General features: G+C 65.9%; 18 protein-coding genes. 7 read left to right on the top strand and 11 right to left on the bottom strand.

From position 1 onward, the window contains the following. Positions 1 to 45: 45 nt before the first annotated feature. On the bottom strand, positions 46 to 1,215 hold the full coding sequence (locus tag AB0L82_RS42025) for a lipase family protein (RefSeq protein ID WP_364650639.1): 1,170 nt from the start codon (positions 1,213 to 1,215) through the stop codon (positions 46 to 48). Between the two features lie 145 nt (positions 1,216 to 1,360). On the opposite strand from AB0L82_RS42025, the gene AB0L82_RS42030 reads away from it, so the two are divergent. Further along, positions 1,361 to 2,770, top strand: coding sequence for a PQQ-binding-like beta-propeller repeat protein (locus tag AB0L82_RS42030; protein ID WP_364650642.1), 1,410 nt, complete (start codon positions 1,361 to 1,363; stop codon positions 2,768 to 2,770). A 4-nt stretch (positions 2,771 to 2,774) separates the two neighbouring features. Continuing rightward, positions 2,775 to 3,524, top strand: a complete 750-nt coding sequence (locus AB0L82_RS42035; protein ID WP_364650645.1) for an SMI1/KNR4 family protein — start codon at positions 2,775 to 2,777, stop codon at positions 3,522 to 3,524. 57 nt (positions 3,525 to 3,581) lie between these two features. Here AB0L82_RS42035 and AB0L82_RS42040 read toward each other — a convergent pair whose 3' ends face one another. After that, positions 3,582 to 9,665 (bottom strand): amino acid adenylation domain-containing protein, encoded by a 6,084-nt coding sequence (locus AB0L82_RS42040; protein WP_364650649.1) that lies wholly within the window; start codon positions 9,663 to 9,665, stop codon positions 3,582 to 3,584. 343 nt (positions 9,666 to 10,008) lie between these two features. Between AB0L82_RS42040 and AB0L82_RS42045 the strand changes: the two genes are divergently transcribed. Beyond that, the gene (locus AB0L82_RS42045) at positions 10,009 to 10,461 is read left to right on the top strand and encodes a VOC family protein (RefSeq protein ID WP_364650652.1); all 453 of its coding nucleotides are present in this window, start codon (positions 10,009 to 10,011) and stop codon (positions 10,459 to 10,461) included. A gap of 76 nt (positions 10,462 to 10,537) precedes the next feature. Here the strand turns inward: AB0L82_RS42045 and AB0L82_RS42050 are convergent, their stop codons facing one another. Continuing rightward, positions 10,538 to 11,404: an SDR family NAD(P)-dependent oxidoreductase gene (locus tag AB0L82_RS42050; protein ID WP_364650655.1), complete on the bottom strand. Its 867-nt coding sequence runs from the start codon at positions 11,402 to 11,404 to the stop codon at positions 10,538 to 10,540. A 32-nt stretch (positions 11,405 to 11,436) separates the two neighbouring features. Further along, positions 11,437 to 11,973, bottom strand: coding sequence for a DUF308 domain-containing protein (locus tag AB0L82_RS42055; protein WP_364650658.1), 537 nt, complete (start codon positions 11,971 to 11,973; stop codon positions 11,437 to 11,439). Between the two features lie 175 nt (positions 11,974 to 12,148). Between AB0L82_RS42055 and AB0L82_RS42060 the strand changes: the two genes are divergently transcribed. Next, entirely contained in the window at positions 12,149 to 12,778 is a 630-nt protein-coding gene (locus AB0L82_RS42060; protein WP_364650661.1) for a TetR/AcrR family transcriptional regulator, read from the top strand. A 19-nt stretch (positions 12,779 to 12,797) separates the two neighbouring features. Here the strand turns inward: AB0L82_RS42060 and AB0L82_RS42065 are convergent, their stop codons facing one another. Then, positions 12,798 to 13,925 (bottom strand): epoxide hydrolase family protein, encoded by a 1,128-nt coding sequence (locus AB0L82_RS42065; RefSeq protein ID WP_364650665.1) that lies wholly within the window; start codon positions 13,923 to 13,925, stop codon positions 12,798 to 12,800. A gap of 109 nt (positions 13,926 to 14,034) precedes the next feature. On the opposite strand from AB0L82_RS42065, the gene AB0L82_RS42070 reads away from it, so the two are divergent. Then, positions 14,035 to 15,858, top strand: coding sequence for a histidine kinase (locus tag AB0L82_RS42070; RefSeq protein ID WP_364650668.1), 1,824 nt, complete (start codon positions 14,035 to 14,037; stop codon positions 15,856 to 15,858). Here the strand turns inward: AB0L82_RS42070 and AB0L82_RS42075 are convergent. The 4 genes from AB0L82_RS42075 to AB0L82_RS42090 form a co-directional block, all read right to left on the bottom strand. Beyond that, positions 15,827 to 16,432, bottom strand: coding sequence for a response regulator transcription factor (locus AB0L82_RS42075; protein ID WP_364650671.1), 606 nt, complete (start codon positions 16,430 to 16,432; stop codon positions 15,827 to 15,829). The two genes, AB0L82_RS42070 and AB0L82_RS42075, sit on opposite strands and share 32 nt — an antisense overlap. Before the next feature lie 49 nt (positions 16,433 to 16,481). After that, positions 16,482 to 17,468, bottom strand: coding sequence for a hotdog domain-containing protein (locus AB0L82_RS42080; RefSeq protein WP_364650674.1), 987 nt, complete (start codon positions 17,466 to 17,468; stop codon positions 16,482 to 16,484). Positions 17,469 to 17,585: 117 nt separating this feature from the next. After that, a complete protein-coding gene (locus AB0L82_RS42085) occupies positions 17,586 to 18,371 on the bottom strand; it encodes a CPBP family intramembrane glutamic endopeptidase (RefSeq protein ID WP_364650677.1) in 786 nt (261 codons plus the stop codon). Between the two features lie 131 nt (positions 18,372 to 18,502). Beyond that, entirely contained in the window at positions 18,503 to 19,021 is a 519-nt protein-coding gene (locus AB0L82_RS42090) for a nuclear transport factor 2 family protein (protein ID WP_364650680.1), read from the bottom strand. 235 nt (positions 19,022 to 19,256) lie between these two features. Between AB0L82_RS42090 and AB0L82_RS42095 the strand changes: the two genes are divergently transcribed. Continuing rightward, entirely contained in the window at positions 19,257 to 19,973 is a 717-nt protein-coding gene (locus AB0L82_RS42095) for a SigB/SigF/SigG family RNA polymerase sigma factor (protein ID WP_364650683.1), read from the top strand. On the opposite strand, the gene AB0L82_RS42100 is transcribed toward AB0L82_RS42095, so the two are convergent. Then, on the bottom strand, positions 19,944 to 21,026 hold the full coding sequence (locus tag AB0L82_RS42100) for a LysR family transcriptional regulator (RefSeq protein ID WP_364650686.1): 1,083 nt from the start codon (positions 21,024 to 21,026) through the stop codon (positions 19,944 to 19,946). The genes AB0L82_RS42095 and AB0L82_RS42100 overlap by 30 nt on opposite strands. Before the next feature lie 360 nt (positions 21,027 to 21,386). Here AB0L82_RS42100 and AB0L82_RS42105 point away from each other — a divergent pair, with 360 nt between their 5' ends. Next, positions 21,387 to 22,364: an AraC family transcriptional regulator gene (locus AB0L82_RS42105; RefSeq protein ID WP_364650689.1), complete on the top strand. Its 978-nt coding sequence runs from the start codon at positions 21,387 to 21,389 to the stop codon at positions 22,362 to 22,364. On the opposite strand, the gene AB0L82_RS42110 is transcribed toward AB0L82_RS42105, so the two are convergent. Continuing rightward, entirely contained in the window at positions 22,353 to 23,411 is a 1,059-nt protein-coding gene (locus AB0L82_RS42110; protein ID WP_364650692.1) for an AraC family transcriptional regulator, read from the bottom strand. The genes AB0L82_RS42105 and AB0L82_RS42110 overlap by 12 nt on opposite strands. Positions 23,412 to 23,725 lie beyond the last annotated feature (314 nt).

The following is a 23,725-nucleotide window of genomic DNA, read 5'->3' on the forward strand; positions in this document are numbered from 1 at the left end:
ATCGGGGTACTTCTTCGGTGCTGCCACGAATGACTCCTTCCGGCCCTATCGGACCACAGTCAGAGCTCTCCGAGAAAGCGGGGGAACCTCACGCAGAAACCGCAGCGCATCGGGCAGGGATGCAAGGAACGCTCCGCTGTGATCCTTGCCCGGATACCGGGTGACGCCGACAGCGATGCCCAGATTGCTGCTTTGCAGTTGCTGGCCGAATTCCTCTGTGTAGGTAGGGGGTACGTCGATATCGGCGGTGCCGTAGCCGATGGAGACATCGACCGGGAAGTCGTCAGTTCGGAAGCCCGCCAACGCGGCGATATCGGCTTCGAAGGTCGGTGTGGGGGAGTCCGGGTCGGTGACCAGGGCCGCCGGGCGTCGCCCCTGCGCCGCGGCGGTGAGATTCGCCAGGCACGTCGAATTGGCCTGCGCCACATAGTCGCGGCCGAAGTCCGACAGGTATGGCGTCACCCGATCCGGGTACAACTGCTGCATCGCCGCCAGATAGTAAGCGGCGTAAGCGATCTGATTCGCGGAGCCGGTCGAGGAGCGCTGGAACATCGTGCGCAGGCTTGGCCCGGTATTCGCGCGCAGTCCCGTGACGACCGCGCCCCTCAGCCCTGCCGACCGTCCGGCGGGATCGTAGAGCGAGACCGCGCTCAGCGCGGCGTGCGAGCCTTCGGACTGTCCGATGACGACCCAATTGTGTGACAGCGGAACCGGAGTCGTGCGGATTGCCGCCACGGCGTCCAGGATGGAACGGCCTTCGACGATGGTGTTGTAGTAGCTGAACCCGCCGCCGGTCCCCAGCCCCTGGTAGTCCGGAGCCAGCACGGCATAGCCGTTGTTCAGGATCTCGTTGAAATAGGTACGGTTGCGCTCTGATTGGGGTTGGCGCGAGGGTGCGCAGGCGTCGGCGATCCCCACCGTGCCATGCGCCCAGACCACCAGCGGCCAGCCGCCAGCCGGGGGCAGCCCGGGCGGTACATACAACCCCGCCGAGGCGGGCGTGATCTGCGCGTACTGATTCGTTGTCGTATAGCGAAGCTCTATCGCGGCGGCGGCCGCGGGGAATGACCATGCCGGATCGAGCACGCCGAGACCGGATACCTGACCGAAGCCCGCGTTCTCGGCGGTGGCCGCCGGGCTCGCCAGGGCGGCCGAGAGCGAGAGACAGGAAACAGCGACGACGCAGGCCGCCTTGCGCAACGACAGTGCGAACATGGTCGACAACCGTAGTTCCCGAATCGGCCGGATGAGTGCCACCGGTGGGAAATCCGGCGCGGCGAGTGGCATCCGAGGCAGCTGATACCTTGCGTGCAGGCTTGTTTGGACTGATGTCTGGCTCGATGTCGAAGGAGACCGCCATATGGGCTCAGCCGCACAGTGGTTCACCGGTGCGAACAGGTGGCGACTCTGGATAGCCGGGCTGGTCGTCGTGGTGGCCGTGGGTGTGATGGTGATCGTCTGGCCGGATTCGTCGACGAAACAGTCAGCGCCGCCAGCTCCGGTGGAGGGTGGCAGGTTTCGTGTGACCACTGTGCTCGACTCCGCTCCCGCCGCCGCGTGGACCGTACGCGCCGCGGACCTGACGACCGAGCCCGGTGCGGTTCTGCTGTCGGTGCCGCACAGTCTCGGCCGCTACTACGGATTCAGCAGCCCCATGGACGCCGGTACGACGATTGTGGCGGCCACCGCGGTGCCCGCGAGCGCGAGCGATGGGACCGGGGCGCCGGTCGGTCCGGTCCGACTGCACGGCCTCGACCCCGACACCGGAAAACCGCGCTGGACAACCGATGTCGGGGAACTCACCAGCTGCGGTGAACGGGTATTCGCGGGGATGATCACCTGTAAGGGGGGCCATCGGGTACTGATCATCGACAGCGCGACGGGCGCGGTGGTCACCGACCGGACCACCGACTTCGAGGTCGTGGACGTGCAGGTCCGCGACGGGGTCGTGTCGGTGGCCGGGCGTACCGTGGACGGACAGACTGCGGTCGTCACCCGCGGCACCGTCGCCGATATCGCCGCGACCTGGAGCAAAACCTATCCCACAGCGGTCCCCGGTGAACCCGTCCAGCCTCGGCTCGACCCGCCGGACTACTTTCGGCTCGGACGCGACAGCCACGTCCAGGTTTTCGACTTGCGCTCTGGTGAACCGCTTTTCACCGGTCCGGTCGGCAATATCTTCGACGGCGGCATCATCGCCTCGCAGGTGATCGATCGCAGCGGCACCGCGGGAACGGTCGCTCTCCTGGGACGAGACGGGCACTTGATCACCGATGTCGCCAACGCCACCTTCATGCTCGAGTGGTACCCCGCCGCCTCGGCGGCACCACTTCCGATCATGACCGGGGAGAGTGCCTATGACCGCACGACCGGCGCAATCCTGTGGACCAACCCGGAGATTCGCATCAGTGATGCCGCCGGAGGCAAGAGCGCGGTCCAGGGCGTGGTGCGCGATACCGTCATTATCCGATCGCAGGATGGGACAACGCTTTCCGGCCTCGACCTCACGGACGGGCATCGAATCTGGCAGCGGCCCTCACCATTCGAGCACGCCTCACAATTCACCTTGTACGACGGCGTGACCGACGCAACGCATCTCATCCTCACCGACGGTGTCACCGTGCAGGCGATCAATGCCGCCGACGGGTCGCCCGTCTGGTCGATGCCGTTGCCGCCCAACGGCGATCCCCGAACACGTGCACAGGTGCGGGCACTCGCGGGTCGCATGGTTGTCACGACCGCCCACGATTTCACCGGATACGGTGCGTGATGGCATGGCACTCGATCTGATCGTCGTATCGACGGAAATCGAACCGGTCGAGCACGTGGCCGTGGCCGCGCTCGAGCGGCGACTGGGCATATCGATGCCACCCGATTACGCCGACCTCATGGCGACCTACGGCCAGGGCAGTGTCTGCAACGCTTTCGATGTCTGGGGGCCGACGCGCATCCTGGACAGTCTCGACGGCATGCGAGAGATGTGGGCGGAGTACTGGTTCTGGAAGCACCTGGAGCTGGGGCAGGCTGATTTCGCGGACGCCGTACCGGTGGGCGGCTCATCCGATGGCGACCAACTGGCACTGGTCCCGGGGCGCGGTCTTGTGATGCTGCCGCGTCATTCGGACGAGGCGATCGATGTGGGCTCCTCGTACACCGACGCCGTGCGCTGGTTCTGCACCTCGGGACGCCTCGTGGTGGCCAGCGACGTTCTGTGGTTCGCATCCTGGACCAGGCAGAGCTGCTACGAGAACTGGGCGGGCGGTGAGCTGAATCCGGTGCGGGACGCGATTTCCGCGTTGGGCATGCATGTCGCGGTCGAGGCATCCGGTGCGGACGCGAGTACGTTCCTGATCCCGGCCATGGGTGGTCACGTGTCGGTCCTGCGGCCCTCCGGCGACGCGGATTTGTATGTGCACGTGCGATTCGAGCCGGAATTCGCGGCGCTCCACGCCCGGATCGAAGCGGCGCTGATCGGAACGGGAGCGCGTCGGATGGCACGCTGGGGAGCAGAACCCGTCACCTAGCGTCCTTCCCCCGGCCGTGCGCGCCGCTGATTGCGGGGCGCACAGCCGGGGGTCAGATCAGTGTGCTCCGACCGTCAGCGCGGGCAGGAATCCCGATGCCGTGAACTGTTCGAGATAGCGGTTCAGCACCTCTCGATCGATGACCGGGCAATGAATGCCCTTCTCGTGCAGCGCCGCTCGCGTATGGGTGTCATCCCATCGGGTGTGCCCGGCGAGATCTCCGAAGGTGGACGCCAGCACCGACGCGCGGGCGAGGGAGTCATCGCCTGCGGCGGAGCGGGTCACCGATTGCCGGTTCAGTTCGGCCAGTACGAAATCCATCGACCGTTCGTGTACCGGATAGCCGTGTTCGCGCAGGCATTCCAGGATCTCGCGCACCGCGACGGGTGTGTGATTGACCTGGTGGTAGACGGTCTCGGTGCGCGGATTCGAGCCGAGCGCGACGATCGCGCGCACGACGTAGTCGACGGGAACCAGTGAGACCGTGGCATCGCCCACCTCGGGCGCCACACCGAGCACCGCGGCGGCGCGCACCATATTCCAGAGGGCGTCATCGGGATTGTTGACGCCGGTGCGGGTGTCACCGCAGATCGTTCCCGGCCGATGAATGCTGACCGGCACCCCGCGTGCACCGGCCTGGCGAATCAGTTCCTCGCCAACCCATTTCGAGGTCAGATAGCCGTTGGACTGAAGTTGGTCCGCGCGCAGCCGGTCGTTCTCGCCGACGACCTCGGGGACCGTGCCCGCCGGGATCGCCGCGCCGAGGGTGGAGATGTAGTGCACGGCCTTCACCCGTGCGGTGGTGGCCAATTCGAGCACCGATCGCGTGCCCTCGACATTCGCCGCGCGCAGCCGCTCGTACGGATCGACATGGTTGACCTTCGCGCCATTGTGATAGATGACGTCGATGCGGTCGGCGAGCAGGTCGAACTGCCCGGCGTCCAGGCCCAGTCGCGGTGCGGTCAGATCACCGCGCACGGCGGTCACCCGGTCGGTGACGCCGTCGGTCGGCAGCTGAAATCGTGCCATGGCCAGCAGGATTCGATCCAGCGGATCATCGTCGCCGTGGGTGCGCACCAGGCACCAGACCCGCGCCCGGGTGCGGGTCAGCAATTCGTGTAGCAGATGTGCGCCGAGGAATCCCGTCGCACCGGTGAGCAGGATATTGTCCGCGCTACGCCGTGCCAGCGCGCATCCCGCGAGCGAGATCGCCGGGGCGAGAACCGCATCGGTCTCCGGTGTGAACGCCGGGAGGGGTTGGCGAACACCGCTCACATACCCCGCCAGACCCGCCACGGTCGGTGCGGCCAGGATCGCGGACATGGGGACATCGCAGTCCAGTCGCTCCGAAAGGCGTTGGTGCAGCACGAATATCAGCAGCGATGAGCCGCCGAGCTCGAAGAAGTCCGAGGTCGAACCGACATCGGAGACCTCCAGCACCTCCGCGAAGACCTGCGCGATCGCGATCTCCAGCGGGGTGCTCGGTGCGATGACGACCTCGTCGGTGAACACCGGCGCGGGCAATGCGGCCCGATCGACCTTGCCGCTGGTGTTCACCGGCAGCGAGTCGAGCACCATTACCGCCGCCGGAACCATGTATCCCGGCAGTAGCCCGGATACGTTGTTGCGCAATTCCTTCGGCTGGACGGTGGTCCCCGCTCGCGGCACCACATAGCCGATCAGCCGATCGTCCTGGCCGTCCCGGCGTACGGTGACCACGGCCTGGGCCACGGCGGGATCATCGAGCAGTGCGGACTCGATCTCACCGAGTTCGATGCGATGTCCGCGCACCTTGACCTGAAAGTCCGTGCGGCCCAAGTACTCCAGGACTCCATCAGGCCGGGAACGCGCCAGATCGCCGCTGCGATACATCCGCGATCCCGGCGGCCCGAACGGGCTCGCCACGAATCGCGCCGCGGTGAGTCCCGGCGCACGATGATAGCCGCGTGCGAGTTGATCGCCCGCCAGCACGAGCTCACCGGCCACACCCGGAAAGAGCCGATGCAATCGGGAATCGAGCACACCGCACTGCGAATTCCACGCGGGCACCCCGATCGGCATGATCCCCGCACGCCGATCCGCCTCGGCCACCTGGTGTTCGGTAATGCTGACAGCGGCCTCGGTCGGTCCGTACAGGTTGTGCAGCTCAGCCGCGGTGACCTCCGCGAACGCCTGCGCGGTTTCGGGTGCGAGCGCCTCGCCGATGACGAACACCGCGCGCAGGGTCGCCAGATCCGCGGACGTCGCCGCGCGGGCCACCAGGGTCAGCATGGTCGGCACGAAATCGGTCAGTGTCGCACTGTGTTCCGCGATCAATCGGCAGATGGCCCGCGGATCCCGATGCTCGTCCGGCCCGGCCAGCACCAGTCGCGCACCCGCCCCCAGCGGCAGGAAATACCCCCACAGCGACACATCGAAGGTCGCGGCGGTCTTGTGCAGGTAGATATCCCGGGAGCGCACGTCGTAGCGAGCACGCATCCACTCGAGCTGATTGACGATCGCCGCGTGGGTGACGACCACGCCCTTGGGCTTTCCTGTCGATCCGGAGGTGTAGATGACATAGGAGGGGTGATCGCCCCGCAGCGGTGTGGTCCGTTCATTATCACGCACCGGTCCGGCGGAATACCCTGCGAGGTCAACGGTATCGACGGTGTACGGGGTACCGAGGGTGAACCCATCGCCGGTGGTGGTCAGAACACACTGTGGCGCAGCGGATTCGAGAATGTATCCGATGCGCTCGGCCGGATGATCGGGATCGATCGGCACCCACGCCGCGCCCGCTTCCGCGACCGCGTACAGCGTGACGACCTGCTCGACAGATCGGCGCATCGCCACCGCGACAAGGGATTCCGGGCCGATGCCCTGTGCGATCAGCCAGCGTGCGCGCCGGGTGGCGCGCTCGTACAGCTCGGCGAAGGTGAGGGATTCGCCCGCTCCGACCACGGCCACCGCGTCGGGGCGCTCGGCCACCCGCCGGGCGATCGCGGCGGTGAGATGCTCGCGTGCGACCGCCACATCGTCCCCGCGTGCCACCTCGCGGCCATCGACCATCGCGAGATCGCCCACCGCGGTGCGCGGATCGGCCAGGATGGACTCCAGCAGCCGGGTGTACGCGTCGACGAAGCCCTGCACCGTCGATCGATCGAAAAGATCTGTGCTGTAACCGAATCGCAGCGCGATGGGACCGAGCCTGCCCTCGGCGTCGCGGGTGTCGATCACGCCGATATGCATATCGGTCTTGACCGTATCGGCTTCGATTTCGAATACCGACATATCCGTCGCTGTCATCTCCAAATCGGCCGGCGTGAAGTTCTGGAACGCGAATCCGATCTGGTACAGCGGATGCCGCCCCGGCGATCGGACCGGATCGACCGCGTCCACGACGTGTTCGAACGGCACGTCCGAGTGCGCGAAATTGGCCAGATCGCGGTCTCTGGTGCGTGCCAGCAGTGCGTCGAAACTCTCCGCCGCGTCCACCCGGGTGCGAGAGACGGTGGTATTGACGAACATTCCGACGACACCCGCGAGGGCAGGTTCGGCGCGATTGGTCATCGGCACGCCGATCGCGATGTCCTGGGTGCCGGACAGCCGTGCCAGCAGTACCGCCAGCGCGGTCCGCATCACCATGAACACGCTCGCATGGCGTGCCCGCGCGAAGGTCAGCAACTGTTCGTGAACGGTCGCGGGGAGCAGTTGATCGAGCGTGGCGCCGCGCAGTGAGGCGATCGCGGGCCGCCGCCGGTCGGTCGGCAGATCGAGCTGGTCCGGTAGCCCGCGCAGTTCCTCGGTCCAGTATCGAAGCTGCTGTGCCAGCAGTGATTCGGAGTCATCGCGGGACCCGAGCACCGTCTGCTGCCACAGCGCGTAGTCGGCGTACTGCACCGCCACCGGACGCCAGGATGGGGCGGTGCCACCGCAGCGGGCCGCGTACGCCAGGCCCATATCCTGGGCCAGCGGTGCCATTGACGAGCCGTCGGCGCAAATATGGTGCACCGCGCAGACCAGCACCTGTTCGGTCGGGGTGCGCAGCAGCCGCATGCGCAACGGCACCTGCGCGGTGACGTCAAACCCTTCGCGAATCACGCTGTGCACCTTGGCGGAGAGCTCGTCTTCGGCGACGTCCTGGACCGCGAAGCCGTCCATCACCGCGTCCGCGTCCACGATCTGCTGGTACGGCCCATCGGCATCGGCCGGATAGCGGGTCCGCAGTGCCTCGTGCCGGGTGATCACATCGCGCAACGCTCCGCGCAGCGCGTCGGCATCGAGGCCGGTGAGCCGCAACGCGAAACCGATATTGTCCACCGCGGTGGCGGTGTCGAACTGATTGCGCAGCCAGAATCGAAGCTGATTCGGCGACAATGGAATTCGGTTCGGTCGCAATCCTGCCAACAGTGCCGGGCGCGCGGTGTCGAACCGCTGGGACCGAATGGCCTTGGTCAGTGTGGCGACGGTCGGATGATCGAACAGCAGTTGCGGTGGAATCCGCACCTTCCAGATTTCGCTCAACCGCGCCGCCGCCTGCGTGACCAGCAGCGAATTACCGCCCGCGGCAAAGAAATCACTGTCGGCCCCGAGGCGTTCGACACCGAGCACCTGCGCGAATACCTCGGCGACGAGGTCCTCTCCGGCACCGGTCACCCGCCGCTGACCTTCGCGTCGCACCGGCAGCGTTCGCAGTGCGTTCCGATCGACCTTGCCCGCCTCGGTGAGCGGGAACTCCGGCACCACCACAACGGAATTGGGCACCATATAACCCGGTAGTCGGGCCGCCAGCCGTGCCAGCAGGTCCGTCGAATCCGGTGCCGCATCCGCGTCGGCCAGCACGAACGACACCAATTCGGTATCGCCGGTAGCGGTTTCGCGGTCCACGGTCACCGCACTCGCCACACCCGCCAGCCCGGACAGCGCGGCGTCTATCTCCCGGAGTTCGATGCGCAGACCGCGCACATTGACCTGATGGTCGATCCGGCCGAGATACTCCAGCTCGCCGCTGTCACTGCGTCGCACCAAATCCCCGGTGCGGTACAACCGCGCGCCCGCCCCTTGTGGATCGGCGACGAATCGCGCTGCGGTCAGTGCGGACTGACCGATGTACCCGCGCGCCAAACCCGGTCCGGTGACGTACAACTCGCCGACCGAGCCGTTGGCGACCGCCCGCAACCGATTATCGAGGATGAGGTGCCCGACTCCTTGCACCGGGCCACCGATCGATACGGGGGCATCGGGAAGCAAAGGACCGCTCAGACTGGCCGCGACGGTGGTCTCCGTCGGCCCGTACGCATTGTGCACCCGTCGCGCACCACCGGCCCAGCGCATGACCAGCGACGCGGGACACGCCTCACCGCCCACCACGATCGTGCCGAGCGCATCGAGCCCGTCCGGTTGCACGGTCGCCAGCACCGACGGCGTCAAGAACGCGTGCGAAACCCGTTGCCGGTGCAGGAATTCGGCCAGTTCACCGCCGCCGATGAGCGAGGGCGGGGCGATGACCATCGTCGCGCCCGCCCCGATCGCGAGCAGCAGTTCGAGTACCGACGCGTCGAAGCTCGGTGAGGCGAAGTGCAGGCATCGAGACGCCGAGGTGGTCGCCAGGGTCGTCTGGAGCTCGGCGCACAACGCGGCCAACCCGGTGTGGGTGACCTCGACGCCCTTGGGCACGCCCGTCGACCCGGACGTGTAGATCACATACGCCGTATTCGAAATCCGCAGCGCCGCAGCGCGGTCGAGGTAGGAGATCGGTGCCGGTGATTCGCTCGCAACCGCCGTGCGGACCCGTGGATCATCGAGTTCCAGCCACCGAACGGTATCGGGCAGATTGTCGCGATGACCGCGATCGGTCAGCCCCACCACACATCCGCTGTCCGCGAGTTGATACTCGATCCGCGCGCGCGGATACCCCGGATCCAACGGTACGAACGCCGCCCCCGCCTTCGTAACCGCCCACACCGCCGCGATCGATTCCACCGACCGCGACAGCGCCACCCCCACCCGATCCTCGGGCCCCACCTCGGCTTGAATCAGCCAGCGCGCCATCCTATTGGTTCGCGCATCCAACTCCCGATAAGTGAGCTCCACACCATCGGCGACCACCGCGACCCCATCGGGATTCCGCTCCACCGCCGCCGCCAGCAACGCCGCCAACCCCCGGCCACCAATCCCGCTCCCGCGTCGACGCCGAGTCGAACGTGAAGAAGAAACATGGCTGCCGTCGCGCATAGGTGTCCTGCCGTTCGGGTCGAATGCTGGGATGATGCTACGACCGCCCGGATCACCTTGCCACAGCAGAGAAATGGACGCTTGACCGAACCGCCTCGCCCGCCTGCCTCACCTCTGCGAACGGGTACTACCCGGTTCGGCGTGGTGGCGGAGCGTTGCCCGGACCGTTATCTATCGGCCCGAAGTAGAGGCCAGAACCTGTCCTGTACTCCTGACACGATCGGAAGCCTCCGGAACTACTCCGGAACACATCGATCTAGGAGTGCCCATGACCGTCGCCGCCGTCACTCATCTCAACTTCACCGGCCAGGCGCGCGCCGCGCTGAGCTTCTACCAGCAGGTGTTCGGTGGTCAGCTGACCGTGGCGAGTTACGCGGACTTCGGTATACCCGAGGAAGTGCCCGGCGCGGACAATGTCGTATTCGGCCAGGTCGTAGCCGAGAACGGCTTCGCCATCATGGCCTACGACATCCCCGGACAAACCGATGCCCCCGAGCCCTCATGGACCCGCCGCGAGAACGGAGCAACCCTGACGAACGCCCCATTCTTCGTCTCCTTGCGCGGCGAAACCGTAGACGAGGTCGCGGCCCTCTGGGCCAAACTCTCCGACGGCGCGAAGATCGTCGAGGAATTCGCCCCGGCCCAGTGGACCCCAGCCTTCGGCATGCTGACCGACCGCTTCGGCGTCACCTGGATCCTCGACGTAGCCGCGACCTACTGACCGATATCCATACCGTGCGATCGCAGGCCCGATCGGGCCCGCGATCGGCATGTCGGGGGTAAACCACGGTCCTCGATCAGCGCCTGCCGCGTTGGATGCGGGCGATGATCCAGTCGATGTAGTGGGCGGTGAGTTCGGGTGCGGTTGTGGTGATTCGGCGCAGGATGCGGGTGGCGAGGTTGGGGAGGACAGTTGGTTTGCCGGAGGCTGCTCCGATGAGGAGGGCGCGGGCTACGGCGGGGGCGGTCATGGGGGTGCCGGAGGAGAGGGCGGAGAGTTCTCGGGGTTTGGTGGCGGCTTCGGCGGCGAGTTGGGGAGTGTCGACGTCGGGCGGGCAGACGACGGTGACGGTGATGCCCTTGGGCTTGAGTTCTTGGCGCAGGGCTTCGGCGGCGGCGCGGACGGCGAATTTGCTTGGGCTGTAGGCGCTGTAGCCGATCAGGCTGAGGAAACCGGCGGCCGAGGAGATGGCGGTGATGCTGGCTCGGTCGGCGGTGAGCAGGTCGGGGAGGGCTTCGCGGATGGGGGTGAGGGTGCCGAAGTAGTTGACTTCCATATGGTTTCGGAAGTCGGATTCGGAGAGTTCGGTGAAATAGCCGGGTTTGGCGATTCCGGCGCAGGCGATCACTGCGCCGATGGGGCCGTGCTGGGAGCGCGCGCCGTACAGTGCGGTGCGGATCTGGTGGGGCGAGGTGACGTTCGCGGTGAAGGTCGCGAGCCTGCCGTCATAGTCGCCGGTGCGGGTGGCGAGGGCGGACATGGCGGGATCGTCGAGGGCGAGCACGCTGACCGCCGCACCCGCGCCGAGCGCCAATTCGGTGACGGCGAGGCCGATTCCACTACTGCCGCCGGTAATGACCACATGGCGGTCCGCCCAATACGCGGCGGTGGCGGCGGGCAACTGGACCTGAGTCGAATCATTGTGCTGTACGCGAGTATTCATGACCGTCTTCCATTCACTCGATGTGTACTTCGTCAGCCGCGGGCGTGATATCGGCGTATCGGGACGCGGGTCCTGCTGATCGCGGGGGCGATAAACCGGTTCCGTACGCGGACAGCGGTATTCGTGATCGGCCGGTTGATCGAACCGAGCCGAACGCTCCGGATGCGGGCCGGGGCATGGGTCAGGAATCGCAGTCCCCGGGTGGGATAGGGCGTGATCGCGGCGATGATGTCGACCGCGCCGCGAATGATGAGCCAGCAGCCCATCCATTCCAGCGAGGTCCACACCGTGGTGTTGGGCCGCAGTAATGCGTTGAGCCCCACGCCGATTCCGAATACCCGGATGCCGAACGTCGCCGGGACCGTCCACGATTCCTCACGCAGTGCGCCGTGGTCGGCGCCCAATCCGGCCAGCAGAGCGGCGATTCCGTCGACCATGAGGTAGCCCGCGGTCAGCGCGAGAACGGTGATCGCGGTGTCGTCCGTGGACAGCATCGCGATCATCCCGAGTCCGAGAGCCGCCATACCTTCGACGACGAAGGCGCGGATCATGCGCCGCGATGTGTTCATTGCTTCCTCCCGTCGTCTCGGTACAGCACAAGTATTAAGTCAATCGATCGACTAAGTCAAACGACCAACTTGGAAACCGCCGCCTGTGAGAGCCCCTGGAAGCGCGAGGACCAGCTGATATAGTCCAAGTTGTTCAACTGATCAAGTCGATCGATCAGATCTCGGAAGGGACGGTATGGCCCACGTGCCCGCCGCAGTCCGCCGCGCGCAGATCGTCGAGGCGGCGACCGCGGTCATCGCCCGCGACGGCGTCGCCGGAACCACCACCCGCGCGATCGCAGGGGAGGCCGGGCTGTCATTGGCGACCCTGCACTATGTCTTCGCGGGCAAGGACGAAGTGCTGGCGGCGGTCTTGGAAGCACTGTTGGAGGAGGGAAAGCGGGCTCTCGAAGCCAGCACCCCGCAGGCCGGGGACGCGCCCATCGGACTGGCCGACGCGCTCTACCACCTGGCCCGCACCTACTGGCAGGGAATCCGGAGCGACCCGGGAACCCAACGCGTGCAATACGAATTGACCCTGTACGCCATGCGCACCCCCCAGGCCGCCCACCTGGGCCGCGCACTCTACGAGTACTACCTCGAAGCCACCGAAACCCTCATCCGCGACGCCTGCGCACGCGCGGGCGAGACACCCCGCACACCGGTGCGCGACCTGGCCCACCTGGCGGTCTCGGGCATCGACGGCATCCTGCTGCAATACCTGGTCCTCGGCGACGACGAGCAAGCTCGCCGCAGCCTGGACAACCTCATTCACGGCATCCTCGCCCTGGCCACCGCGCCGGAGTCGACCGGTCCGCGGATCTGATCACCGGACCGCCCCGGCCTCATTCGATCGCGCCGAGACCTCGGAAGAACGTGCGCACATCCGCGATGAACAGGTCCGGCTGCTCCTTGGGCAGGAAGTTGCCTCCGCGCTCGAGTTCGGTCCAATGGGTCACCGGCGCATCGCGTTCAGCGAAGCGGCGAATGGTGATGTCGGTGGGGGCCAATGCGACACCGGTCGGCACGGTTCCGGTCGGCCGGGGCGTCCAGGCGTCCGGGTTGTGCCCGTTCTCGTAGTACAGCCCGGCTGAGGATCCGGCGGTACCGGTGAACCAGTAGAGGCTGACATTCGTCAGCAGCGTGTCCCGGCCCACCGCGTCTTCGGGCAGTTCGGTTGCGGGGTCGGTCCATTCGCGGAACTTCTCCACGATCCACGCGAGCTGACCGACCGGGGAATCGTGCAGTCCGTAGGCCAGGGTCTGCGGGCGGGTGGACTGCTGGATGGCGAAGCCCATCATGTCGTCGCGGAAGTGCTGCAGCTTGCCCAGGCGGCGCATCTCGTCCTCGGTCAGGCCGTCCATTTCACCGTCCTGCCCGAGCGGGAAGGTGACGTGACCGTTGACGTGCACGCCGACAACGTTTTCCGGAGACTGCCGGCCCATTTCCACCGCGTCCCAGGCACCGCCGCCCTGACCCTGCACGCCATAGCGCTCATATCCCAGACGTGACATGAGTTCGATGAACGCTCCGGCGATCTTGCCCGCGTGCCAGCCGGTGCTGGTCAGCGGACCGGAGAACGCGATACCCGGAATGCTGGGGATGACGAGGTGAAAGTCCCGCGACAGCGGTGCGACGACCTGGCGGAAGATCATGAACGATGCGGGCCAGTCGTGAAGCAGCAATAGCGGTAGGGCATTGGGATTGTCCGAGCGCAGGTGTGCGAAATGGAGCGTCTCGCCCTCGATCTCGGTGGTGAACTGGGGCAGCTCGTTCAGAGCGGCCTCCTCGGCGCGCCAGTCGTACTCGTCCGCCCAGTAGCGGGCGAGCTGCTGGAGGTAGTCCAGCGGCACGCCTCGGGTCCATTCCTGGCCGGGAATCTCGCCGGTCCATCGGGTGCGGCGCAGGCGGTCACGCAGGTCATCGAGGTCGGACTGCGGGATATCGATCTTGAATGGCTGAATTTCGGTCATATGAGTAGTGTTCGCCGAGCAGGTGCTCGGCGGCAGTGTCCGGTGCAGCAATGCGGGTGCAAAATGCACATTCCTGCGCGATGGTTACGGCTGGTTCTGGAGGCGAGCGGTGGGCCGACAGCCCGGATGGATACTTGTCGCGGTCATGCTCGCCGGGCAGCTGGTGGCTCGGATCGGCGAACTGATCAGCGGGGCATCGCGATTCACCCTCGTCGGGTCCGCCGTCCTGGTGGCGATCGTCGTGCTGCAAGGTCTGATCAGCATCGGGCGCTGGCATCCCAAGCTATTGCTGTGTGTGCAGGCGGTATTGGTGTTCGCGCCCTACCCGTGGCTCGGCACGGTGTGGGGGCCGGTCGCAGGTCTGCTCGGGGCGGGCATCGTGCTCACGCTGCGGGCGTGTCTGGCCTGGCCGTTGTTCGGTGCGGTGCTGATCGCCGAGACCACGTGGAATCTATTGCTGGACAGTGCGTTTTCCGCGGTCACCACCACCGTCGTCGATCTCAATGTGGGTTTCACCTTCTTCGCGGCGGTATATCTGGTCCGGCAGTTGGAGCGCACGGCTCGTGAACGCGAGCGAGTGGCCGCCATGGCCGTGACCACCGAACAGCTGGACACGGCGGCACGGTTGCATCAGACCCTCGGCGCGGAACTCGGTGCGATCATTCGGGAGATTCGGCGGGCACCCGGCCGCGCGGATCTGATTCGAATCGCCGAGTCGAGCAGATCGGCGCTCGGTACCGTTCGATCGGTCGCGGACGCGCAGCGCGCCGCGATACCCGCGCCCGCCGATACCGCGCAGCAGCCCTCGCAGGCTCGGTTCGCCTGGTGGTTTCTGCTGTTCCTACTGCTCAATTGCAGTGCGATGCCCTTGGCCAATCTCACCCAGCTCCATGTCGATTGGCGCGGTTTCGCACTGATCACCGCACTGATGATCGTCTCGGGCGCGCTCCAACTGCATCACGGCGCACCCCGGGAATCCGATGCCGAACCCAGGGCTTGGCACTGGACGCTCGCACTGCACGCGGTGATCGTCGTACTCGCGCTGGTGCTCCCGTCGTGGCCTGCGGCGTCGACGATCGCGCCGTTCTTCCTGATGTTCGGTGCGGTGGTGGTTCGAATCCGGACGGCCTGGGCGTGGGCGTTGATCGTGGCCTGCACGCTGGTGGCCGCGTGGACGTTCCAGTGGCACGGCATTCATTTCGGGTGGCGCATCTATTGGAGCGTGACCTCGGTGGTGGCGGCCGTTTACGTCTATGTGCTGTGCCGTATCCCGGAGGTGAATCGGGAGCTGTATCGGACCAGGGCGCAGGCGCTTCGGATGGCCGTTGTCGCCGAACGACTTCGCATGGCCCGCGATGTCCACGACCTGCTCGGGCAGACCCTGTCGGCGATCACCCTCAAAGCCGAACTGGCCGCCCGCCGCCCGGAGGATCCCGCCGAAGCCTTACTCGAGCTGGCACAGCTGGCCGACCAGGCGCTACAGGAAGTCCGATCGATCACCCGCGGACCCGCCGAGCTGTCCCTGGCCGAGGAGATCGCCACCGCCCGTTCGGTTCTGGAGGCAACGGGGGCCGAGGTGAATGTGGACGTTGCCCCCGCCCCGCCGGACAGTCGAGTCCTGGCCATCGTCCTGCGGGAGGCGGTGACCAATATCGTGCGTCACTCCGAAGCGGATCTGGCTTCGATCCACGTGATCGTCGATGCGAATTCGATGCGGCTGGTTGTCACGAATAATCGCGTGCCACTCGGCAAGGAAGTGCCCGAACGTCAGGGCACCGGCCTGTCCAATATGTCTTCCCGGCTCACCGATTACGGAGGAGTCCTTGTGACAGAACGGGATTCGGGCCGGTTCACGCTCACCGCCACGCTCCCTCAGGGGATGGAGTCGGCGGCCGGACCGGTCACAGCCAACCCGCCGCTGTCGCGAGTTTGATCGCGTCCACGCGATTGCGGGCATCGAGTTTGGTCACCGCGGCGGCCAAATAGTTCCGTACCGTCCCATAGCCCAGATGCAAAGTGGCCGCGACCTCGCGCGGTGACGCACCGGTGGCCAGTTCGCGCAGCACATCGGTCTCGCGTTCGGTCAACGGGCTGTCGGCCACATCGAGCGTCGCGTAGGCGAGCTGCGGATCGAGCACCCGCCCGCCGCCCGCCACCGTGCGGATCGCGTCGATGAGTTCCTGAGGGCGGGCATCTTTCAGCATGAATCCGGCCACCTGCGCGGCGATACCCCGGCGCAGATTGCCGGGTCGGCCCACGCCGGTGAGGATGATCACCCGGCACGAGGGCACCCGATCGCGCAGCAGCGCCGCGGCTTCCAACCCATCGATCCCGGGCAATTCGATATCGAGTATCGCCACGTCGGGCCGGTGTGCCAGCACCGCGGGGACAACCGCGTCTCCGGTTTCCACCCCGGCCACCACCTCGATGTCCTGCTCGAGGGACAGCAAACCGATCAGCGCCTCCCGCAGGATGCGCATGTCCTCGGCTACCAATACACGAATCACCGTTGCATCATTCCCGACCGCGTTCGCGGTGATTCCGCAGGGCACAGGGCTAAGAGAGAACCGGTACGCGCAGATAGCTGGGTTCGGCGTCCGGGGGCACGGCTCCCGCCAGTGTGAAAGGAGTGGCTTCCGCGCGGAATTCGATCAATTGCCGGGCGTGTTCGTCGAGTGCTCGGTCTTCACCGGACACCGGTTCCCAGGGGCGGATCGGTCGCGCTTTTCCGTCCTCGCCCAGCGCCACGACGACGGCGAGTCCGTGGGCCGCGAGCACGGGTTGATCGGAGAAGGTATCGGACGAGGTGACGTGCACGCTCATATGCATGCTGCGCGGGCCGGTGTGGATCAGCCGCGCGGTCACCTCGACCACATGGCCGATGGCGATCGGGCGGTAGAAGCGGATACCGCCGAAATACGACGTGATCACGTGCTGTCCGGCCCATCCCGCGCCGCAGACGTAGGCGGCCTCGTCGATCCAGCCCATGGTCCGCCCGCCGTGCACCCGGCCACCCCAGTTGATATCCGAGGGCGCTGCGAGAAACCGCAGGGTGGCATCAGGCGCGGTGCCCGCGCTGGTGTACCGCTGGGCGCTCATCGCCTCCTCGATGCGGCGGCGCACCGAGATGCGTTCGCGCGCTTGGCGACTGCGCTGCTGTTCGAGGATGGTGGTCGGAACCCATTGCGGGACTTCGACGGCGTGGCTGTGGTCGTCCATCGCGACGAAGATCATCAGACATTGGGTGGTCTGGATCGGCTTGGCCCGGGTCGGATCGGTCGAGTAGACCGTCACCAGAATGTGCATGCTGGTGCGCCCGGTGTGCACCAGATTCGCATGCAGCTCAACCAGTTCGCCCACCGCGATCGGCCGGTCGAGGTGGATATTGCCGACATAGGCGGTCACGCAGTACCGCCCGCTCCACTGCGCGGCCGCCGCATAGCCGACTTTGTCGATCCACTCCAACAGACGGCCGCCGTCGACGGGCCCGGCAATGCCCGCATCGTCGGGTTTGACGAGAAGTCGATGGATTGAGCTGGTCACCGTCGGATCCGTTCGGTAGCACCTGTCGCGTACGCGCTTGCTCGACCGCGTTGTCCCGCAGCACGATAGGGCTTCGCCGGGTTTACGGGCGAGTAGCGGTATTCCCAAGCGGTCGGCTCAGCTGACGGCCGGTTCGATGTGGCGGCGCTTGATCAGCAGGATGATCGCGAGCAACGGGTAGACCAGGATCGGCAGCAGGGTGCCGGCGTAGAAGGTTTGCTCGGCCAGGATCGCGGTCCCGGACAGCAGCGTGAAATCGAAGAGCCCGTGGATGATCGAGTTCGCCGCATTGCCGCGCGTAACCCGCCGGATCAGGTAGAAGAAGTACCCCGCGAGGCTGACCATGATCGCCTGCGGCAGCGCCGAAGCGCCGTGACTGATGGCATTGGTCAGGTGCACCGCGCCGAAGATCACGCTCGACCAGAGCGCGACCCGGCCTTCGGTGAGCCCGTGCTCGCGCAGCATCACCACCCCGATACCGCGGAACATCCCCTCCTCGCCCCAACCCACGAACTGCGTGGCGATAAGCAGCGCAACGACATACAGCCAGCCCTTCTGCGAGAGCGCGCTGTAGGCGATGCCCCCGGCGATGGCGATCAGGAACACGATCGGCACCACGCGCACCCACGATTGTGTGGGCCGGTCGTCGTGCAGCACCGGCCGCAGCCAGCCGAGATAGCCGATCACCGCGTAGGTGAACGCCAGCGCCGCACCGAGCGGAATGATCATGATGTAGAACACCGCTCGGGTGGACAGGAAGTCGTCCTCGCCGGTGAGGTGCTTCATGAGCAGCCCGCCGCCCTGAATCAGGGCGAGGTAGACGATGACGACGACAGCAAACATGAGGTAGGACAAACCCCGGCCGGTGCCGACGGCCGAGGTCTGCGTATGCGACGCGCCCATCAGCTGAAAGTAGTCGCGTTCACCCCTTGAGACCGGACATTTCACACCAGCGCGCCATACGCGGCGCTATTGCCGGACCGAGGACTTCACGCCCAGCTACGCAGTGACGAAGGGCAGTGCGAGCCGATCGCTCAGGCACCGTCGTTCGCGACGGTGATGACCGTGTCCGGCGCGAGCGGCCGGGTAATCGTCCAGTATGTCCGGAAGTGCGATTTGGACATCTTCCACGCGCCGTTCTCGATGACATACTCGTCGTCGTATTCGCCCGTGGAAACGCTCTCGGTTCTATCGATCAAATTGACCTGCCGGAACCGCAGCGTCCAGACGCCGTTCGCGGACGTCGCGGAGGTGAGCGTGATGTCGGGCAGCATGCCGTGATGCATATCGAGTATCACCGGTTTCCCGTCAACCTGGTGCAGCGCAATGGATTCGAAGATCTTCACGATCCCGTCGGCGTCATCGAATCGGCCCAGCGTTCCGAAATCGATCGACGCACCCTCGGCGATGAAGCAGTCCCGGAAGCCCCGCGGATTCTTGGCATCGCACGCGCGCCAATACCGATGCTTGAGCGCCTTGATCGCCTCGACGGCTTCGATCCGCGCCACGCGCTCACGCAACTGCTCGACTTCGGTTGTCCCATCTTCACTCACGCTCGTGACGCTATCGTCCGGGCGCGGATAACGCCGTGCCGGATGTGGATCATGGTCGTTTCGACTCGTCGAAACCGGGTAAGTGCTGGAGGTACCCAGTCTGTTCCGGGCGACCCCTCCACAAGGGATTGATATGTCAACTGAATACGCAGCACGACCCGCACACTCTTCCCACACAGCGACGGGCGGCGATTCATACGACAATCTCGAGCCCCGGTTCCACCAGCTCGCGGCCATGGACCCGCAGGACCCCGAGCGGGCTCGATTGCGCGACGAAATCATCACTGCCGCCATGCCGTTGGGCGCGCACGTGGCTCGCCGCTATGCCGGGCGCGGGGTGGAACTCGAGGATCTGACCCAGGTCGCCGCGGTCGGGGTCGTGCTGGCGGTGGACCGGTTCGATCCGCAGCACGGAGCAACGTTCCTGGGTTTCGCGGTGCCGACGGTCATGGGGGAGGTCAAACGCTACTTCCGCGACAGCACCTGGGCGGTGCGCGTGCCGCGGCGAACCAAGGAGCTGCAACAGCAACTGGCCAAGGTGATCCCGGAGCTGGCGCAGCGCCTCGAACGCGAGCCCAGGGCACGCGAGATCGCCGAGCACATGGGGGTGGATCTGCTCGAAGTCACCCAGGCTCTGATCGCTCGCAACAGCCACACCGCGTCCTCGCTGGACGCGATGCTCACCATGACCGAAGACAGTTCGGGCTATTCTCCGGCGGATACCCTCGGTGACCTCGACGCCGGATACGCGCTGATGGAAGACTCCCTCACCGCCGGTCCGCTGCTGGCGGCGCTGCCCGCGCGCGAACGCTCGATCCTGGTCATGCGCTACGGACAGGACAAGACCCAGTCCGAGATCGCGAAAATCCTCGGCATCTCGCAGATGCAGGTCTCGCGAATCCTGACCAAGGTACTGGGCGAGCTACGCGCCCAATGCCTGCAAGCCGCCTGAGCCGGTCTCACGGTGCGCCGCAGCCACTTCGAGCAGCATGGTGATGAACGTGCGCAGCGGTGCCGAATCCCTGCCGATCGGCCGGAGCAGGCCGTACTCGATCGGCGGACTGTCCCGGAATGGCACGAACGCGATGCCGGGACGGGAGTAGTAGAGGCGGGCGCACGCTGCCACCGGCGAGACGCCACGACCCGCCGCGACAAGGGTGGGGATCTCCGTCCAATAGGTGGCGGTCGGCCCCTGCGGAATCGGTCGCCCCGACGGTGTGTGCAGAGGCAGATGGGCGTCGAGCCAATACCCCGGCACCGCACCGTGAATCGATACGAGCGGGACATCGGCGAGATCCTCCAGCGATACCGAGTCGCGTCGCGCGAGCGGATGCCGCGCCGGGACCATGAGCGCGCGCGGCTCGGTCAGGACCACCGGCCCGATCGCGAGACCCGTCTCGTGGACCGGGAATTCGCTGATCTGCAGATCGAGATCGCCCGAGCGGAGTCCGCCGAGCGGATTCCCCACCTGCACTTCGTGAATCGTGATCTCGCAGTCGGGCCGCTGCACCCGGAAAGCGTCCGCGGCGGGCCCGAGCAGATCGGCCACCCACGGCGCGGAGTATCCGATGTGCAGGGTGCACGTGATGCCGCGACCGAATTCGATCGCCCGCGCCACCGCGCGTTGCACGCTCTCGTACGCGGGCTGTAGGTCATCACGGAGCCGCTGTCCGGTCGCTGTAAGGGCCACCTGCCTGCTGGTGCGATCGAATAGTGGTACACCGACACGACGTTCGAGACGTTTGACCGTCTGGCTGACTCGGCCGGTGGACAACCCCAATCGTTCGGAGGCCCGCCGGAAGTGCAATTCCTCCGCCAGGGCGAGAAACGTTTCGATTTCGTACCGCTCGATGGTCGTACTCCCGGTGCGATCGCTGGCGATGGATAACCCGTGGTCAGCCCCACAGCGATGAGATGAATCCGAAACGCGCCGCCCCTGGGACGAGAACGAAGTACATAGCGGTGTGCGCGGGCACCGGGTCGATTGGCGGATCGGAAGGCTCATTGGATTCCCCCATTCGGTCTATTTCACTGCGGGGCAACATAAGTGGGTCGGCACCCGCGGCCGGTTCGTCGCCGGTCGCGATTGCGCGCATATGAACTCCTTGCTACCCGTCCGCGTCCGGTTGAACGGGGTCGATACCGTCGGCCACACCCGGCGATCCAGGAGTCAGCTACTCGGACGGTATCGATCGGCCGTGCGTGCCCGCTTGTCCGTGAGCGCACGGCCATTGTCCGAATGCGCAGAGCGGAGAACCGGCGATCGTGGCCGGGCTGCGGTCCGCGCGGGTTCGGTCGTACACTCTGACCTCGAATTGGATTGACGATCAGGCACCGATGGTCGCCGAACCGAGAGACGGTACCGATGAACACAGCGGCTATTGCCGACTCGGCCACGACCGATGCCGTGGATCCACGTGAGCGGGCCGACTATTGGGCGCACGTGATCAATATGTACCAGTGCCGACTCGGCTACCGGTTTCCCAGCCGCACCGATTTCCAGGGCAGTACCCAACTGCGGCGCACCGATTCCTATCAATTGATCGGCTGGGAATCCGATGCCGTCACCTACCTGCGCACCCGCAAACTCATCCGTGCCGATCCCGATGACAACTATCGGCTGATCATTCCGTTCACCGGGCAGCTGGCCTTCGGGTCCGACGACGGGCACGGAATCCTCACCCCGGCGGCAATGCTGCTGGTAGCCATCGACCAGCCGTTCGCGCTGTCCATGTCAGAGGCCACGCGCGGGGTGATCATCAACATTCCGCGCGAGCAGGTACGGCATCGCCTCAACCGCGTCGCGCCGCCGCTCGGCCCGCTCGATCTCACCACCGGGCTCGGGCGCGTTTCCGCCGGGATCGTCGGTGGCCTGTACACCGAGTGCGCCGCCCTCACCGACCGCGAATTCGACAGTGTCTCCGAACGTTTGGTGGATTTGCTGTGCATGCAGATCCTCGGCGATCCGGCGACCTCGGCCACCCCGCTCGCCGATGTGGCAGCGACCGCCCGCCGGTACATACGCGCCCACGTCGGTGATCCGGACCTCACCAGCGCGCGAGTCGCCACCGCGCTCGGCTGGTCGCTGCGTCAAATTCAATTGGCGTTCAACGCCATTGGCACCACACCGAGCGAAGTCATTCGAGAAGAACGACTGCATGTGGCGTGTGAGCGCCTGCGCAGCCCCGCCTACCAGCGGTGCGGTATCGCCGATATCGCCTCGGATCTGGGATTCGGTTCGGCCAGCAGCTTCAACAAGGCTTTCCGTCGGCGTTTCGACACCACGCCGAGTCAATTCCGCGGGGGAGCGGTGGGCGATATCGGCCCGCGACTATTCGCGTGAGACCGGTTGCACGCGAATCCCGGTGGGTGAACCATGTTGCGCGCGTGCGGAATTGCGGATCTGCTGGGGTGTGACGCCGAACCAGCGGCGCACCACCCGGGTCAACGCGGATTGTTCGCGTAGGCCGGCGAGCGCGGTGATCTGGCTCATCGGCAGATCGGTCTCGCGCAGCAGGCGGTAGACGGTGTCGCGGCGGGTGCTGTCGAGGACATCGTTGAAGGTGGTGCCCTCGGCGGCCAGGGCGCGTTGCAGGGTGCGCTCATGCATGATCAGCATGCGGGCAACGGTCGCGATATCGGGTTTGGCGGTGGTGATCAGCTGTTCGATCGCGACGCGGACGCGGGCGCTCATGGTGTGATCCTGATCGGAGAAGTTCCTGTTCAGGTAGTCGACCGAGATGGTGCGCAGGGTGTGGTTGCTGCCCGCGATGGGGCGGGCGAGCATCTCGGCGGGTATCCGGAAGACGACGTACGGCGAGTCGAAAACCACTGGTGCGCGAAAGTATTCGATGTAGAGCGCTTCGGGAGCCACCGCCGGATGCGGCAACTGGACGGACCGCAAACCGTAGTCCTGACCCGCCACCTGCTGCAGGACCTTGTGGATCGTGCCCGCCGACAGTCCCGCGCCTTGCGCGAAGCCGGTCGCGGCGGAGGTGTCGCGGTACTCCAAGCCGATGGTCCCCGGCTGTCCTTCCGGATCCTCGACCAGGCTGACGGAAATGCCGCTGTTGTGCGTGAACACGAAGCGGGAGGCGAACTCCAGTGCATCGCCGACGGTGGCGGCATTGGCCACCGCGACCGCCAACGGTCCCAGCACGTCGAGGTTCTGCCGGACGGCCAGCCGCAGGCCGAAGTCGGGGCAATTCAGTTCTGTCGCAGCGGCTTCGAGCGCCCACCCGATCGGCTCGGCGGGGATGATGGCCTCATCATTGGTGACCGCGGCTACGGTGATGCCGAAACGGCCGAGCAGGGCCGCGCCATCGCCGCCCAACTCATCGACCAATGCCGGATAGTCCCTTAGGCCGGCGGCACGTGCCGTGGTCACCATGTGATGGATCGCCTTTCCCGATGTCGGTTATTCGCGACTACGGACGTTAATGCAGGGCATCGATTCGCCGCAATATCCGCAGTTGCGGCCGTGAACTACCAATGCAATTAACATATTCTGCCACCGGCCCGGCGAAAAATATTGTCGCCGTGGGATAAAACGCCACGTACATCGTTCTGAGCTGGGGTTTTCGCGGCGGAATGAGCCATGTGCAGGTTGCCCGGCCGATGTGGGCCGCATTACAGTCCCTACCCGCTGGTAACTCGTAATCGGCTAATGCGTCCGAACTCTGAAAAACATTGACGTTTCGGATG

Source organism: Nocardia sp. NPDC052001 (genome assembly GCF_040680615.1).
Classification (GTDB): domain Bacteria; phylum Actinomycetota; class Actinomycetes; order Mycobacteriales; family Mycobacteriaceae; genus Nocardia.